General features: G+C 54.1%; 9 protein-coding genes. 3 read left to right on the top strand and 6 right to left on the bottom strand.

Going from position 1 to position 17,538, the window contains the following annotated elements; translation table 11 throughout:
* The first annotated feature begins 85 nt into the window (after positions 1-85).
* Positions 86-1,384, top strand: a complete 1,299-nt coding sequence (locus NSS83_RS02565) for an alpha-glucosidase/alpha-galactosidase (protein WP_341185896.1) — start codon at positions 86-88, stop codon at positions 1,382-1,384.
* 106 nt (positions 1,385-1,490) lie between these two features.
* Here the strand turns inward: NSS83_RS02565 and NSS83_RS02560 are convergent, their stop codons facing one another.
* From NSS83_RS02560 to NSS83_RS02535, 6 genes are all read right to left on the bottom strand, one after another.
* The gene (locus NSS83_RS02560; protein WP_341185897.1) at positions 1,491-2,747 is read right to left on the bottom strand and encodes a peptidase G2 autoproteolytic cleavage domain-containing protein; all 1,257 of its coding nucleotides are present in this window, start codon (positions 2,745-2,747) and stop codon (positions 1,491-1,493) included.
* 222 nt (positions 2,748-2,969) lie between these two features.
* Complete coding sequence (locus tag NSS83_RS02555) at positions 2,970-3,743, bottom strand: ABC transporter ATP-binding protein (protein ID WP_341185898.1); 774 nt, start codon at positions 3,741-3,743, stop codon at positions 2,970-2,972.
* A gap of 45 nt (positions 3,744-3,788) precedes the next feature.
* Positions 3,789-6,410 (bottom strand): phosphoenolpyruvate synthase, encoded by a 2,622-nt coding sequence (ppsA, locus tag NSS83_RS02550; protein ID WP_341185899.1) that lies wholly within the window; start codon positions 6,408-6,410, stop codon positions 3,789-3,791.
* 316 nt (positions 6,411-6,726) lie between these two features.
* Complete coding sequence (locus tag NSS83_RS02545) at positions 6,727-7,998, bottom strand: BNR-4 repeat-containing protein (protein ID WP_341185900.1); 1,272 nt, start codon at positions 7,996-7,998, stop codon at positions 6,727-6,729.
* Positions 7,999-8,559: 561 nt separating this feature from the next.
* Positions 8,560-14,199 carry a GDSL-type esterase/lipase family protein gene (locus NSS83_RS02540; RefSeq protein ID WP_341347610.1) on the bottom strand — a complete coding sequence of 1,880 codons (5,640 nt, stop codon included), beginning with the start codon at positions 14,197-14,199 and terminating at the stop codon, positions 8,560-8,562.
* A gap of 305 nt (positions 14,200-14,504) precedes the next feature.
* The gene (locus tag NSS83_RS02535; protein WP_341185902.1) at positions 14,505-15,128 is read right to left on the bottom strand and encodes a lysozyme inhibitor LprI family protein; all 624 of its coding nucleotides are present in this window, start codon (positions 15,126-15,128) and stop codon (positions 14,505-14,507) included.
* A gap of 220 nt (positions 15,129-15,348) precedes the next feature.
* Between NSS83_RS02535 and NSS83_RS02530 the strand changes: the two genes are divergently transcribed.
* Both NSS83_RS02530 and NSS83_RS02525 read left to right on the top strand, forming a co-directional pair.
* The gene (locus NSS83_RS02530) at positions 15,349-16,185 is read left to right on the top strand and encodes a helix-turn-helix domain-containing protein (protein WP_341347609.1); all 837 of its coding nucleotides are present in this window, start codon (positions 15,349-15,351) and stop codon (positions 16,183-16,185) included.
* The gene (locus NSS83_RS02525; protein WP_341185904.1) at positions 16,182-17,432 is read left to right on the top strand and encodes an MFS transporter; all 1,251 of its coding nucleotides are present in this window, start codon (positions 16,182-16,184) and stop codon (positions 17,430-17,432) included. The genes NSS83_RS02530 and NSS83_RS02525 overlap by 4 nt, the downstream gene beginning before the upstream one ends.
* Positions 17,433-17,538 lie beyond the last annotated feature (106 nt).

Here is a 17,538-nt window from a genome sequence, read left to right as displayed (position 1 = left end):
GTTCCAGCACATTTCCGTCAAACTCTTCGGCAAGCGGCCGTATGACGGAAGGCTTGTTACGCATCTTACAGGAGGCTAATCACTTATGTCTAAAGTTACATTTATCGGTGCCGGAAGTACAGTATTCGCCAAAAACGTCCTCGGAGATATCATGGCTACGCCCGCTCTGCAGGGCTTCGAGCTTGCCCTATATGATATCGATCTCCAGCGTCTGAATGACTCTGCCAGCATGCTTCAGAATCTGAAGAAAAGCAGCGGCAGCACTTGTACCGTCCATACGTATACTGACCGCAAGGAAGCGCTGCGCGGTGCCAAATATGTAGTGAATGCCATTCAGGTTGGCGGATATGATCCTTGTACGATTACCGATTTTGAGATTCCGAAGAAATACGGCCTGCGCCAGACAATCGCTGACACGGTAGGCATTGGCGGCATCTTCCGCAATCTGCGTACCATTCCGGTTATGCTGGATTTTGCAGCGGATATCCGTGAGGTGTGCCCGGATGCGCTGTTCCTGAATTATACGAACCCGATGGCCGTTCTAACAAATGTCATGAATACCTACGGCGGCGTGAATACCATCGGCCTGTGCCACAGTGTACAGCAGTGTATTCCTGGATTGTTCGATCACCTCGGCATCGATAAGACCGGTGTTCAAGCCAAAATCGCCGGCATCAACCACATGGCCTGGCTGCTTGAAGTCACCAAAGACGGCGAGGACCTGTACCCGGAGATCAAACGGCGTGCGGCCGAGAAGCAGCTCGAGCCTCACTACGACATGGTCCGCTATGAGATGATGCTGAAATTCGGCTATTACATTACCGAGTCCTCCGAGCATAACGCCGAGTACCATCCATACTTCATCAAGCGGAACTACCCGGAGCTGATCGAACGCTTCCAGATTCCGCTGGACGAATACCCGCGCCGCTGCGTGGAACAGATCAAGCAGTGGGAGCAGATGCGCGGAGAGCTGGTGAACAACCAGGATCTGAAGCATGAGCGTTCCCATGAGTATGCCTCTTACATCCTGGAAGCCATGGAGACGGACGTGCCGTTCAAGATCGGCGGCAATGTAATGAACACAGGGCTGATCACCAATCTGCCGCGTGAAGCCTGCGTCGAGGTGCCTTGCCTCGTGGACAGAAGCGGCGTAACGCCAACCTTCGTAGGTGATCTGCCACCGCAGTGCGCAGCGCTGAACCGGACCAACATCAACACCCAGCTCCTGACCATAGAAGCCGCTATGACTCGCAAAAAAGACCATATCTACCACGCCGCTATGCTGGACCCGCATACCGCCGCCGAGCTGTCGATGGACGATATTGTCAGCATGTGCGATGATCTGATCGTGGCCCATGGAGACTGGCTTCCGAAGTATCAATAATTTCTAGCCTATATTTTAGGGTTACCTCCATAGCAAAGGCAGCAGACCTCCGTAACAGGAGAATTGCTGCCTTACATTTTTGAACTGCGCTCGTTTGCAGAACCATTTATTTCACATAAATTTTAATTTGATCTGGCGCTGTTCTCGCAAGAACCCGGTACCCTTCGACTGAAGCAGTCGCCACTCCGTTCTCACCAGGCATACAATATCCGTTCACCTGGCAGGTCCCGTCATCCCGGACAAGAAGCTTGCCCATGGTTCCTACAGCTACCCATTCCGGACGATCAATCCGTGGCACATACGTCTGAGAAGGGACATACTCAGGATTGACAACAGCCGAGCTCTTAGTATACGCAGGCGCCAGAACTTTGCCCTCGCTGTCTATTACCGCTTTCACTTCCCGATCTTCATATTTAACCCTGCCCCATTCATCCTTTTCATATTTGCCCGTCCAGTTCAAAGGGCTTGAGTCGCCAAGTACAGAAGGATTTGCACTGACCACACCCAGGATGTATTGATCTGCCGGAGTTGCTTTTCTGACCTGCTCACCCTCTGTGGTTACGAAATAGCCCGGCTCGATCGGCAACCCGTCCACTGTCTCAAACATTTCGGCATAATCGGCACCTAAAGGCATTACCGTGCCTTGTAAGAATAGATTTCCGGAAGACCCTTGAAGAACAGCAGCCAAGCCAAGAGTGTCTTCATTCCCATTAGCTAAATGCCAAGAATCGGGAAATACAGTCTCACCATTCGAGCCCATAATGTGTGAATTAGGGTGTTCTTCATGAACAACTGTAGAATTACCTTCAGCATGAGAGTTCTGAGCACCTGCAACTGAAGAAAAACCTTCTGCATGGGAAAAGGTTCCATTGGCCTCAGTCAAGGCACCCTCCGCATGTGAAGAAAGCCCATTGGCCTGAGTGTTGAATCCTTCTGCATGAGCTGCAGGACCAGCAGCTACAGTCAAGAAGCCTTCGGCGTGGGAGTATTCACCGCTTGCAGTGCTCTGATTGCCCTCTGCGTGTGAAGCCACACCCGAAGCAGTCGTCTGCGCACCCTCAGCGTGAGATTGAGGTGCGGAAGCAACAGTTAAACCGCCCTCAGCATGGGCAGCGTCACTGATTGCATAGGTCTTGTAGCCTTCCGCATGTGCGGCTGGTGCTGTAGCAAGTGTCCCATTCCCTTCGGCATGGGCCGTGTCCAAAAATGCAATGGTCTGGTAACCTTCCGCATGTGCCGCAGAAGCGCTGGCTGTTGTCTCATAGCCCTCAGCGTGAGAAGCAAACCCGCTGGCGGTCGTGGAGTTCCCCTCTGCATGTGAGCAAGCTCCGGAAGCGGTCTGATTGCATCCTTCATCTGCCATAAGCCATTCCTCCTAATATTGTGGTTTTTATGGTCCTACCCTACACAATATTGCGGACTTGATGGAATGGACACGGCGTGTCTCCCGGGTACAGAATCACTATTTGTCGTGTGCGATGATACCATAAATAAATAGCACCTCAGTCCGTTACGCTAAGTTAAACGCCTCTGAAGATCAATCCCCGCTTGAAAAAGACGATTATGCCTTCTCTGCAATGTATTTTCACCCCAATGTCAGCCATTTGCGGTTATGGTGCTCCTGCACCTCAACCGGGGTGTCAAAGAAATCACTGAGCACCCCGGACTTCAGGCACTCTGCTGTCTCATCGGCTTTATAGATTTCCCCCTTCTTAACCAGCAGGGTATGGGTGAAGCAGAGCGTAATCTCCTCAATATGATGAGTCACATATAGTAAGGTCGGTCCGCCTTCCTGCTTAGTGATCTTCTCGATCATCTGCAGTAACTGCTCCCGTGCAAAAATATCCAGCCCCGTGCACGGCTCGTCCAGAATAAGCAGCTCAGGATTAGCAATCAGCGCGCGTGCGATAAGGATCTTTTGGCGCTGCCCCTGTGATAAGGTATCATAAGTACGTGTGGCCAGGGCCGAGCAATCCAGGAATTCCAACAGCTCCTCTGCCTGCTTCAGATCCTCTTCTTCCGTCTTGTCGTACAGCCCGATCGTGGCGAATTTGCCGCTCAGAATAATGTTCATCACCGTCTGATGGCCGTACAGCTTCTGCTGCAATGAGGTGCTGACCCAGCCGATCCGCTTGCGCAGCTCCCTAAGGTCTACATCACCGAACCGGTGGCCAAGCACCTCTACTTGACCTTGGGTTGGCCAGATATAGCCATTCACGACGTTCAGCATGGTCGTCTTGCCTGAGCCGTTCAGACCGACTATACACCAGTGCTGTCCCTTCTCCACCTGCCAATTCATCTCGTGCAAAATCATTGTCTGCTCACGCCGCCAGGATACATTTTCAAGTGATATAATCATGTTCCGGTGCTCCCCCTTGCCGCAATAATAGTCTTTAATGAAACATTATAGCAGCTCGACATATCCTGCGCTTCCATTTACACGAATGCGTTGCCCGTCCTGAATCCGCAGGGTAGCCTGCTCTACACCGACTACGGCAGGCAAGCCGTACTCCCGGGCGATTACGGCCCCGTGTGTCATCAGCCCCCCGACCTCGGTAACCAGCCCTTTAATGAAGACGAATAGCGGTGTCCAGCTGGGGTCTGTATATGAGGTGACCAGGATATCCCCTTCCTCCAGTTCTGCCTCCTCCATATTAAGGATCACTCTAGCCCGTCCTTCGATTATTCCTGTAGAGACAGGTAGACCTGCCAGGGCACCGGGCGGGAGATCCTCCCGTTTATAACGGCCGGACAGGATTTCACCCTCGGATGTGATGACACGGGGCGGCGTAAGCTTTTCGGCTAATTGGAACTCGTTCTTGCGTCTCTTAATCAGCTCGTCATCGAATACACCAGTGCGAATGGCCTCATATAGTTCCTCGAATTGTAGATAGAAGATATCTTCCCTGTCATGAACAAGGCCTGCTTGAACGAGCCGCTCCGCTTCCTTCATCATCGCCTGTTTGTATACCAGGTAACGGCTGACCATCCCGTATTTCGGATATTCACGGTACCCGATATAATTACGGACCAGCTCGATTCGTTGTCTGGTCTCCCGCACCTTGTCTTCGCCATCCGGTAACAACCGCAAGCGTTCAACAATCTCCTGCTCCTTCTCCCTGGCTTCCTGAAGACCCTGCTGGAATTTCCGGCTGCCGGCCCCTGGTTCAAACTGCCTGATATTGCTGAGAATCATAGGAATCAGAATCGCCGGGTTCTCACTCCAGCGGGTTCGGGTAATGTCGATCTCTCCCGTACAGCGCATTCCGTATTTATCGAGATAGTCTGTCAGCACAGCATAGGCAACTTGCCCGCCTTCTAATGGAAGGAGTCCGGCCAGGAAATCCCCGTCCTGTATATGCTCCTGTAAATAATCGATAACCTGCGGAAAAGGACGGATCCTATCAGCCACATCAAGCAGCGCAAGACCCATGGCTGAGGTAATGTTGTTGTCCACCGATTGCGATAAGGTATCTGCTGCGTTGATTTCGCCGAGCCACTCGTTTAAATGTTCGTTTAACCACGCTGATGCATCCATTGCAGCCATGAATACAGCCGTACTCTGCGGATTGAACAGCAGGCGCTTAAGCTCCTTAATATCCTCCCGGATAAAATCAAACAGTGCAGCGCCGGATTTGCCCTGAATGGCCTGCTTCAGCTCCGCTACCGAGGCTTCGTTATTCTTAATCAGCTCGGTAACGATGGCAGGATCGGACTTGAGCTGTGCCTGCTCTTGGGGAATGTGTATGCCTGGCTTGATTGTCGCGGAGCCGGGTGCGGGCTCTGGTGCTGGCAACATGGGGATGAAATCCTCCCGCTGAGTGATCGTTAGCAGCGCATCTTTGACCAACGGATCGGACTTCCCTAGCGTATCGATAATCATCTGTCTGGCGGGTGAAGCCAAATGCGCGGTGACGTCAACGAACAGTCTGGCACCGGCCACACGCATAGGGGCAGGAGTAACCATCAGGTGAAAAGATAAGCCCAGCGGCTTCATCGCGTCTGTCATCATCTGCCCGTGGCCGACCGAGATATACGCGCGGTTCTCCTGATCACCGGAATCAGGGATGGGATATAAAGTTGTAATCGGCCGGCTCTGGACGATATAGAAGGTATCATCAGCGAGGCACCATTCGATATCCTGCGGAACCCCGAAGCTGGCCTCAATCTGCCTCCCGAGCCGGGCGAGCTGCATAATTTGCGGTTCCGTAAGTGTCTGCGCTTCCTGCTGAACGGGATCAAGCGGACGGACTTCTGTACCGCCTTGCGGCAGGGCGTAGACTGCGAGCTTTTTGGAGGCAATCCGCTGCTCCACGATGCGCTCATCCCGTACCTTATAGACATCCGCAGACACTATGCCAGAGACCAGCGCTTCACCCAGACCATACCCGGCATCAATGGACAGCAGCTTACGGTTATTCGTGACGGGATCGGCGGTGAAAAGAATACCTGACGCCTGCGGAAAGACCATTTTCTGCACAATGACAGATAAATAGACCTGGCTGTGATCATAGCCCTGTTGCATCCGGTAGCTCACTGCACGGTCCGTGAACAGCGAAGCCCAGCATTTGCGGATGTGCTCCAGAATGGCGTCCAGGCCCACAATATTTAAGAATGTATCCTGTTGACCGGCAAAAGAGGCCTGCGGCAGATCCTCAGCCGTGGCACTGGAGCGCACCGCATACGCCTGATCCTCCCCAAACCGGGAGAGCTGCTCCGTTACTGCGGCCACAACTCCGGCTGGAATCTCGGATGCTTCAATCGTCTGGCGGATTGCTCTGCTGATGTCCAGAAGTTGCGCCGGGTCATGGTCTTTGGCTTGCATCACCGTTAACCGTTCCAGCAAAGCATGATACGCTTCATTGTGCCGGATAGCTTCCTGATAACCCTCCGTCGTCACACAGAAGCCTTCAGGCACATGTATGCCTTCCATTCGGGACAGCTTGCCCAGGTTCAGCCCCTTCCCGCCAACCAGCAGCAGTGGTGCATTGTCCATGTCCTTAAGCCCTAGAACCAGTGATTGCATCCCTATCTCCCCTAACTTGTGAAGTAGAATCTGTAAACCGTTAACAAATCGAGCGGAAAAATAAATTGACATCCTTGTAGCGGCGTGTTACGATATAAATATATGATGCCTTTTTTATGTTCTCGAAAAATTAAAAATAGTCGCAGTTGATTATATCATCGTGTATGTATAGATGCAATATGAAAGAACCCGGACACTCACCCGGGTTCTTTTTTTGAATTCTATTTCTCGTTCTAAAACGGTGCCGTCCTTTAGAAGGACGGCAATGCCTTTTCCACTTGGTAGATAGCTATGTGATGGAACTCGCCTCACCCGCCTAGTTATTTCGCCCATAGTACAACTTCAGATTCGTTACATCCACCAGATACAAGATGTCAATCCCCTTCGGACTGCGGTCTACCGCCAGCCGTTCAACCGGGATACCCGGTGCAAGCGAGCTCTCCGTCCAGCCCCCGCCGGTATTCACTGCCATGAACGCACGATCGGTTCCGCTGCTTCGGACATAATAGATTCTGGCTGCTGTCCCGGTCCAGGTCACATCGATCGCCGCATTGGTGGGAGCAGCGTTATAGACGGTCTGGAGGTTCCAGCCCCCTGCACCGTAAGTGGCCTGCTTCACAGCAAAGCTTGTGCTGCCCTCCTCACGGTAACGGTAAGCAATCACTGGCCGGCCTTCAGAGTCAAGCGTCATCTTGGCGCTCTGCACACCCGGGCCACCGGGGTCGCTGCCGCTCTGCACATAGGCTTCGCTTGGTGCCATCGGCTGCACAATATCCGCCGTAGTCAGGGAGACCGGTGCTGTAACCGGAGTTCCGTCCGCTTTGCTGAATACGCCTGTGGACGGGCTGTACTTCATATAGGACAACTGGTGGCGCAGCGGACTGGCGGCGAAGTACGCCCACTCGAACAAGATATGCAGGTCGCCGTTTGCGTCAAAAACCAAATCATCCGGGTAGACAGACCGGTTCAGATGCGCCGCAATGGTCTTGACCTGAGTCCATACGGAGTCGGCATTGTTCCAGCGGAACAGAACAGCCTCTCTTTTGCCAGCCGGGTCTTTGTCAACACGCACCAGCAAATACAGATCTCCATTCGGAGCAGTCGTCACTACCGGATAGGTTACCGTCATGCCTGTTGGCAGCTCGTCCGAGTGATTCTGCGGAATCCCTCCCACCGAATCTGAGCGGTAGTAGCGCCAGGGATTGCTGTGCATGGAAGCAAAGACGTGGAACCGGCCGCTCCCGTCTCTCGCGATAGAAGGCTGGTTATGCCCGAGATCGTCCACATATTCCGCCGGGGTTGTCCCATCCATGAGCGGAAGCTTGCTCCATACCCCATCGTTGTCTCTTCTTGCAATAGCTACGGTATGCTTACCGGGAATGGCCCCCGGGGCGTTATAGGCCATATAGGCATACTCGTAACCAAGCCCATAAGTGGCAAGAGGAGACCACCACCCTGCCTGATTGCTGGAATCCATCGGAAAAGGCACCTCTTCCAGCACAGCTGAAGCGTTCCCCGTCCCCGCAGGCACTACCGTCAGCAGCAGTGTCATAGCCAGAGCAAGCATCCAATGTTTGATTTGCTTCATTTATTAAGCCTCCCTCATCAGTCGTTTTAAATATAAACGGACTAAACTAATCCTGATGTAAACGCATACAACTTATCTGTTATCCCTCCCCTTTTAACAACTTTTCTGGTAATAGTGTGCTGGATAATCGTTACTGGGTGCTACTGAACGCTAGATTCCAGTGTTGCTGGCCCAAGAATAGCACGCTGCCAAGAGGAATGTTACTGTACTATTGCAAGATTGCTGTAACTGAGGGCTGTAGCAGATAGATTCTGGTGCACAAATACACTACATTTGCCTGTCTGGCCTGCGTTCACTGGATTCAGAGGTACTAATACACTACATTTACACTCGCCGCCTACCTTTGCCCAATTCAAGGGTATTAATGCACTTCATTGGTTCGATTGACGCGTATTCAGTAAATTCAGGAGCATTAATACACTTCATGGCTAGCCTCCAGCCAAATTCTTCCCAAGCTATGAATGTAATGTATCTCTTGAAGCCCAAAAAGCCCGGTTTCCCGGGCTTTTCCAGTAGATATTTCACTCCATCAAGCACAACTTCCGCTCTTCAGCCAGCCGCTCACTTGTTCACCGTTACCGTCATCTTCGCGGATCTGGACTCGCCTGCCGCGTTGAGCAGGACGGCTTCATATTCATAGGTTCCGGGAGCTTTGCCGGAGATGGCAGTGACTGTGGACTGGGCATCCGGGGTATGCGCCTGCAGAGTCTGGGTATCGACTAATTCGCCATTCTCGTAGAGCCGGTATTCCATCGCATTCGTACCCCACCACATATTCATCGTAACCGCATAGCTGCCGTCTTCGTCCCAGTTATCGTTGGATAACTCCGCCTGCCCCGGGGCAGCATCAGCGACTGTTACTGTCAAAGGTTCGCTGGTCACCGCTCCATACCCATTGCTCAGTTCCAGCGTATAAACGTATGTTCCATTCGATCTGCCGATAATATCAATCTGCACCGACTGGGCGGATGGTGACTGGTCTGTCAGAGCGCCTTCTTCAATCATTTCGCCGTTCTCGAAGAGCTTGAAGCGGGTACCATTATTCCCCCACCATATATTCATCGTAATTGCGTAATCGCCGTCCCGCAGCCCTGTATCATGCCCGTTATTATCGGACAACACCGGCTGGCCCGGAGCGCCGTCCGCCAGCGGTATGCCCAAGGTGACCCATGACGACAACGGAATGTTCAGCTCCTTCACCAGCCCCGCTACCAGCTCCGAGACCTTAATCGCACCGTTCATCTGCAGATGGGTGTTGTCCTCCGTGCTTCCCGTCCACATGAAGATGGACTTAGTGCCCTCTGTACCCAGCTCCTGAAAATACGCCCAGCTGGCCTGATTCAGGTCCACCAGCAGCGTCCCCGTCTCCTGCGCCGTTTCCTTCATCGCCTGCACATATGCCGGGAAGCTCTTGTTCAGCACTTCTCCGCTGAAATCCCTCCGGTTCACTGGGGTAACCAGTACTGGAATCGCACCTCTCTGCACAGCGCCGTTAATATAATCCTTCAAGTACACCTTGAATTGCTCCGGGGTAAGATAACGTTCCGGCCGGGAAGGCGTGGAGTCATTATGTGACCACTGCATGAACAGATAATCCCCTTCATGAATGCCTAGCAGAATATCGTTTAGATATCCGCCGTTCAGAAAGGTTTTGCTGCTTAGTCCGCCGACTGCCCGGTTATCAATGGTGATCTTGTCGGTGTCAAAATAACGGCCCAGTGTCTCGCCCCACCCCGCCTGCGGACGGTAGCTCTCCGCATAATTGGCCACGGTGGAATCGCTTGCCAGATAGAGCGTTGGCTTATCTGCCGCCCCCTGCTCCGGCAGTCGCTCGATCTTCAGCGCGTTGATCTTCGGCGTACTTCCGGAGAAGCTGAAGTCAAATACGCCATCAATCAGGGCGACATCATAGGTCACTTCCTTGAATTGGCCGGAGGGGATGGTGGTGGCTGGCAGTTTGTTCATCTGTTCCACCGTAACACCGGTCTGGGTTACTTCTTGCGCATCCCCAATGGTCATCGTCACCCGGTAATTCGCCGGCTTCATCTCCACCAGAAACGAAGTGCCGTTCACACGGGTAAAGTCCTCGGTTAGCGGATTGCCGGTTCCCCGGTTCTCGTCCTGTACCAGCGCGGTGTCGGCGAACCCGTAGCCGTTCCCTTCCACGTAGGCCCGTTTGGCATCCACCTTCGTATAGCCGTCTGCTGCACTGCCGGAGCCAAAATCAAAGGAATACGTACTAACATCCCCAGCAACCTCGCTGGTCAGTGAATCGCGTGCAACGGTCAGCATATTCACCGTATGGTTGATCTGCGCCTGCGAGGCTGTTGTTCCGATCAGCGCTTCGGCAGCGCTCAAGGCTCTATGCACCACAGCTACAGAGGCTTCCGTGTAGGATGCCAGGTCGATAGCCTTCACTTCCTGATGCAGCGCAATCAACGCCGCCATATCGCCTGCTGCCACCGGCAGCTTTGTACCTTCAATTGTTACATTGTCGATCTGGGTGGTCCAATTCAGCGTGCCACCTCCTCCTTTTCGCGTACCCAGGAACCGCAAGCCCCTAACGTTATTGGCATAGACGCCAGGACTCAGCGGTATATCCCGGATCGTCTGGGTGACACTTGGGTTAGCGAGACTTGTTAAGGTGAGATCAAGGGTTTTTCCGGCAAAATCAATCTTCAGCTTGACATTCACCCACTGATTCTTCGGTATATTCGTCGCGGTTCCGCCCCCTGGAATGGCAGTGGTGCCGGTACCGTAGTCAGGCGTATATGGACCAGTAAAATAATGAATGTTCGTATTCGGGCTTGCCGCTCCGGTCTTGGTGAACAGGGTGAAAATAATATTCTCACTCGCATCCTGCAGACTCAGATGCCCCTCTGACGGGGCAGCGCCGACATTGCCGGAATGCCAGTTGAAATCAACATTCACAATATCGCCGTTCACCGCATCGAATAAGCGGAACACCTTGGCGCGGTTGCCGGAGCCGGAGCCCGTCACAGACAATACCTTGTTCCCGTTCTCTTCGGTAACCGTGCCCGCCATCGTTCCGGCAGTGCCCGTAGCATTCACCATCGAATACTTTGCTGCGGCTGGGTCACCCTCGAAGTCCTCCGCATATTGCTGCACCTCCGGCTCTGGCTCAGGCTCGGTAATACCGGGATCAATCACGAACGGGGATATACTTAGGTCCATGTCCTTCACTGCGCCCGCCACCAGACCGGCAATAACCTGCGCGCCGTAGGTGCTGAAATGGGTATTATCGCTCACTCCGTTCGGGTACTTCGGATACTCCCCTGGATTAGCATATAGGAAAAGCTTCTCCGTAGCCGCCAGGCCGACACGGTTATACTCCGCAATGCTGAGCTGGCTCAGATCGATTAGCGGAACATTCAGTGCGGCCGCCGTTTCCTGCGCCGCCTTCACATATTCAGGGAAGCTTACGTTGAATTCCTGAGTGATCGTATTGAAGTCCCTGCGTCCTACCGGCGTTAACAGAACCGGAGTGGCCCCCCGCTGCTTGGCTCCGCTCACGTATCGGGTCAAGTACGCTGCATAATCTGCCGGAGAGGCATAACGGTCAGGGATACCTGCACTTGCATCGTTATGGCCGAAGGAGATGAAGAAATAATCGCCCGGCTTGATCTGCTGCAGAATACTATCCAGACGGCCGTCCACCATGAATGACTTGCTGCTTCTGCCGCCAATGGCATCATTCCGGATCGTGACTCCGCTGCTGAAATAGTTGCCGAATTGCTGGCCCCAGCCTTCCTGCGGAGCCTGCATCCCGCTGTAGGACTGCATCGTCGAATCCCCGGCCATATAGAGTGTTGTTCCGGTTCCCGGCGTCTTCTGCGGGTATTTCTCAATCTTAATCTCCTGCACATCGGCCGCCGTGCCGGAGAAAATAAACTCTAACTGCCCATCAACCACCGCAATGTCATAGGAATAGAGCAATGGTGTTCCGGCAGGGACCCCAGTGAGTGCCAGCTTTTGCACAAATTCAGATTTGACCCCTACGTTCGAGTCTCTGTCTCCGCTGCCCAGCTTGAGCGTCACCTTGTAATTGGCATTCGGCAGGTCCACCGCAAACTTGGTGTTCTCCGGCAGGGAAGCGTGGCTCGCGCCCAAGGTGATTCCGCTGATGCTCTCGAAACCATATCCCGTTCCCTCCGTGTAAGGCGTAGCCTGCACAGAAGTTGTTCCGGCTGGCGGCTCCGTACCGAACCCGAAGTGGTATAGCTGCTCCAGCGGTTGCGGCGCTCCGGCCAGTGTTAGATTTGCTTTTGGAAAAGCGGTGGCCTCCGTGCCCAGATAGAAGCCTGTATGCGGCGGCTGGTTGTATGCTACATTCTGCCAGGCAATCCCCAGCCGGTATACCGGATCTTGCATGAGTGTTGGAATTCTGTAGGTTGTAGGAATCGTAGTGGTATAGAGTCTGTACTCCGTGCTGTCTTCACTGCGCAGCAGCAGCTCCTCTCGCCAATCGCCCAGGAGGTCCGCCTGAAGTGCCGGGTTGCCTTTGGTGTGATTATTGGTCAGTGTGCCGGCCGCCCGGAGAATCTCCTTCAGCTGCTTATTCTGGTAATCCCATTTGTAAATGAGCGGAATGCCTTGTGCCGTAGTGTTATTCCAGTCGTGGTCGAACAGCTCCCGCTGAAGATCCCCATCCCACCAGATCGCAAAATTCGCGCTTCGCGGGACTTCATTCTGTTCATAGATCACTTCACCGTCTGCCGCATAGCCGCGGGATAACGGGTCCATCTGCCCATTCACAATCGTGGACGCCCAGGACTCGTAGCCGGGATGCTCCGGATCGATATCTGCGGACATTCCCCGCCCGGTATCTTGTCCGGTGAATTGGCCCCAGAGGATCTCGCCTGTTGCCGCATCGCGCATCTCCAGCCCGTAGGCAGCATCCTTATGCTCATGCACACTGAAGACCTGATACCCCTCCCGGTTCGGATCGAGCTTCCCGGCATGCATCGCATCTCCGTGACCAAGCCCGGTGCTGTAGAGCAGTGTGCCGTCATCATCTATTGCCAGCGCACCGTACATGATCTCATCTCTGCCATCCCCGTCTGCATCCAGCACACTAAGGTTGTGATTGCCTTGTGCTTCATATTGTGTGCCAGCTTCGTTCGTGTCGAAGTTCCAGCGCTTCACCAACGCGCCGTTCGTGTAGTCGTATGCGGTAAGCGTTGTTCTTGTATAATAGCCACGGGCCATCACAACGCTTGGCTTCACACCGTCCAAATAAGCAATTCCGGCCAGGAAACGGTCGACACGGTTGCCATATCCGTCTCCCCATGCGCTTACATTGCCTCTTGGCGGATCATAGTCCACGGTGGATACAGCAGCACCCGTCTGGCCGTCGAACAGCGTCAGATATTCCGGCCCGCTGAGGATATAACCTCCGTCGTTGCGGTAATCCTTGGTGCCGTCTCCAATGACAGTACCTTGTCCGTCCTTGGTACCGTCTGCCGTTTTGACCACTACCTCGGCTTTGCCGTTGCCGTCCAGGTCATACACCATCAGCTGCGAATAGTGCGCCCCGGCCCGGATGTTCACGCCAAGGTCAATCCGCCAGAGCTTGGTGCCGTCCATTTTGACAGCATCGATGTAGACGTTCCCGGTATAGCCAGCTTGTGAATTATCCTTCGAATTGCTGGGACTCCACAAGAACACGATCTCATATTCTCCGTCCCCGTCCAGATCCCCAACAGAGGCATCTCCGGCATAATAGGAATACGTCCCCCCGTCTTTGGTCCGGCCATCGGCAGGCTTATCCAGCGGAATCGGCAGATAGGCGTTATGCCACACTGCTGCCCGCTCCGGCTGCATTTCCTCCTTCCCGGCAACAATTGTAGAAATCTGATATTGCGAGCTGTCCGCCCCCGTCGTGTCTACGTAATTAGTGGAGTTTACAATAGGCGCCGGGTTCACCTTCATCCCGTTCTTATAAACATTGTAAGCGATTTCATTTGAATCCGTATTCAAGTACCTCCAGCTCACAAAGACGCCGCCATCGGTCAGCACCGCCACCAAGCCACGGTCCAGATATTCTGCCTGACGGGCGGGAAGATTTCCGGTAGATGCTGCATGTGCCGGTGCGGGCGGGAGAGCAAGCGGTAGGACCAGCAGACAGGATAATAAGAATGCGAGCAATGATTTCTGAACAGACCTCTTTTTTCTACCCATGTACTTCATTCCTCCTATTATTCTAAAGTCAATTTAGAAACCAGGGGACACTTGTGCAGATGCTCTCATAGTTGTCTTCCAGCTTAAGCTTGGCGCTCCCGCCTCCTTTCTTGGCACCATTCATATGGAGCGTAACAAATAATAGGGATTCATTCTGCTCAAAAAAAAGCACTTTCAGCCCAGAATCGACTTTTATAGCGGGTAAGCTGGGATCCAATATGTGGTATTTATGAAGGATCAGCCATTCAAATGGTCAAAAAAGAGCGCAACGGCCCTCCTTACGAGAGAGTCGCTGCGCTCTTTGATTACTTCATATACAATTCCACCAGCTTATAACAACGTTCCTTCGTCACTGAGGCCAAGGTCGCCGCGTACTCCAGCCCCTCCATCGTTCCGCCCTTATATTTGGCAGCCGCTTCCTCTGCTGCTTTATCGCGTTCCTTGATCCAGCTTAGCTGCTCCTCTTTCAGTTTCGCCATATCGGCTTCGGGAAGCTGCACTTTAAGCGCCTGGTAGATTTCATTCAGCGCCTTGTCCCAGCGCTCATGCTCCTTGGAGGCCGCCTCCTTCATGTCTGCCGTTACACCGCTGTCCGACAGAGCCTTCAGATCGCCAAGACCCGCTTCAATCTGATCCAGCTTGTCAAAATAGGTCTGCCGCAAGGGTTCCCCCGCCACCGCACTGGCCTTCGGCGTGGTTTCCGGTGCGGCCGTCTGCGCTGGTGCCTGTGCCGTAGATTCCGGTGCAGGCTCTGCGGTAGCCTCTGCTGCCGGTTCCGGCGTGACTTCCGATGTAACCTCCGGGCTTGCCGTCGCTGCTTGTCCGGTCTCTGGAGTAGCCGCCGTACCGCCATTTGCCGCCTCGTTATTGCCGCAGCCAGCCATTAGCAGACTGGAGATGAGCATGGTAGTAAGAATTGCTTTTCGCATAAGTCCTCATCCTGTCATTGGTTTATAGTCGAGACTGTTCCTAAGCTGTCTTAAGGGTTATTACCTGATTTCACCCGGGTGTAATCATTTTTGTGAGAGTTCCGGTGCTGCGGCCGGCCGGATATTGCTGCTTGACAGTACTTTAAGATCGGAGTAGTATTTTGAAATACTTCTACATACAACGAAGCATTTCTTACTCTCACTGAAAGGCGGTTCATTCATGATTGAAGCATTACGCAAGCTCGGCTTATCCGATCTGGAAGCCCGCTGTTATCTGGCGCTGCACGGCCAGCTTCCCTCCTCGGGCTATGAGGTCGCCAAGCAGGTGTCCGTGTCCCGGTCCAATGTATACGCCGCGCTGCGCAGTCTCGCAGATAAAGGAGTCTGCCGGACAATCGAAGGCGAGCCGGTTACCTTCGCTGCAATTCCAGTCCGGCAGGTCGTTAAGCTGCTTCAGGCAGAATTTGAGCGCACAGTCCGCCTGCTGGAGAACGAGCTGACCCACCTGCCTGCCGCACCTCCCTTCTTCAGCAACTGGAAGGGGGACGCACAGGTCGATCTGGCGGTAAAGCGGCTTGCTGCCAATGCCTGCTCGGAGATCCTGGCAGATATCTGGGCGGAGGATCTGCACCGGATAGAAGACACGCTGCTTGCCGCCGAAGAACGGGGCATTGCCGTCCACCTGATGGTGATAGGTGACATCCCTACAGCGCTGTCGCGTGTCATTGTACATAGCGTACCCGCAGGCGGGCCGAAGACCGCCCGGAATTTCTCACTCCTGCTGGATAAGGAGATCTCGCTTCTGGGAAGCTTCACCCGCCATTCGCAGGCTTCGGCGCTGGAGAGCAACCATCCTGCTGTGCTGGATGTCCTTCAGACGTCTTATTATCACGATGTCGTGATGATGCGCGTAGAGCAGGATTTCGCCCTGGAGCTGGAGGCGCGTTATGGCAGGAATTACTCCTTAATATTCCAGGAACACCCAGAGATGCGCGGGCGGAAGCCAGCCCCCGAACTTGAACCGAGTCCCGGTCGCTTGGAGGATGACACCCATTGAATACACCGAATACACCGGATATGAAAACTCCACGCCCGTCTGTACTGCATAACCGCTCCTTCCTGCGCCTATGGATCGCGCGGATCTTCTCCACCAGTGCCTTCCAGATGCTGTCGGTGGCGATTGGCTGGCAGATGTATGCGCTGACCGGCAGCGCCTACCAGCTTGGACTGGTCGGGCTGGCCCAATTCCTCCCCATGCTGCTGCTCACATTGCCTGCCGGACAGACGGCAGACCGCTATGACCGCCGAACCATTGTGTTCCTGTGCCAGCTTACAGAGTGCCTCATCGTGCTGATGCTTGTCCTCGGCAGCATTGAGGGCTGGCTCAGCGCGGTCCACCTGCTGGCAGCCGCAGCAGTGCTAGGTGCGTGCCGTACCTTCGAGAGTCCGGCCTCGGCAGCGCTGGTGCCGGACATTGTGGATCGGGAGCAGCTCCCGAAGGCAGCAGCCTGGTCCGCGTCTGCTATGCAGACGGCGATGATCGTCGGCCCGTCCCTCGGAGGTGTCCTCGTGGTCTGGGGTACGGCTGCCGCCTACATTGCCTCGCTCGCCGCACTAATGGTATCTACTGTGCTCATTTTCTTCGTTAAGACCGTCCACTTCGTCAAGAAGCTGGACGCGGTCAGCATGGACACCTTCCTCAGCGGCCTGCGGTTTGTCTTCGCCCGCAAGATTATCCTGGGTACAATCTCGCTGGACTTGTTCGCTGTACTGCTTGGCGGGGCCACGGCACTGCTGCCGATCTTCGCCGAGGATATTCTGAAGACCGGTTCGCTCGGTCTTGGCTTGCTGCGCTCCGCCCCGGCGGTAGGTGCGATCATCGTCTCGCTTATCCTGACCCGCTATTCGGTGGAACGGGCCATCGGCCGGATGCTGTTCGCCTCGCTGGTCGTCTTCGCCCTGGCAACGATGCTGTTCGGCATCTCCCACAGCTTCTGGCTGTCCCTGTTCGCGCTGGTTCTGATCGGCGGCTCGGATGTCGTGAGTGTCGTTATCCGCTCGACACTGGTGCAGGTCAACACCCCGCAGGAGATGCAGGGCCGGGTGAACGCAGTGAATTCGTTATTCATCGGCACCTCGAACCAGCTTGGAGAATTCGAGTCCGGCACCATGGCCGGGCTGGTCGGGGCTGTGCCTGCAACCGTGATCGGCGGAGTTGGCACCCTGATTATTACCGTGCTCTGGATGTACCGGTTCTTCCCGGTCCTCCGCACCCAGAAGACTTATACGGCGGAGGAGATTTGAAAGACATAAGGGGCTGCCAGTTGGCAGCCCCTCTTTAAGAACTTATATGGTTTGGGGCCCCCGCAAAGTACCTGAATAAACTTCCAAGCTTAATCTTCACTTTATG

It is taken from the genome of Paenibacillus sp. FSL H3-0469 (assembly GCF_038051945.1).
Lineage (GTDB): Bacteria > Bacillota > Bacilli > Paenibacillales > Paenibacillaceae > Paenibacillus_AQ.
Note: the sequence above shows the minus strand (reverse complement) of the source record. Positions and strands in the feature narration are given on the sequence as shown.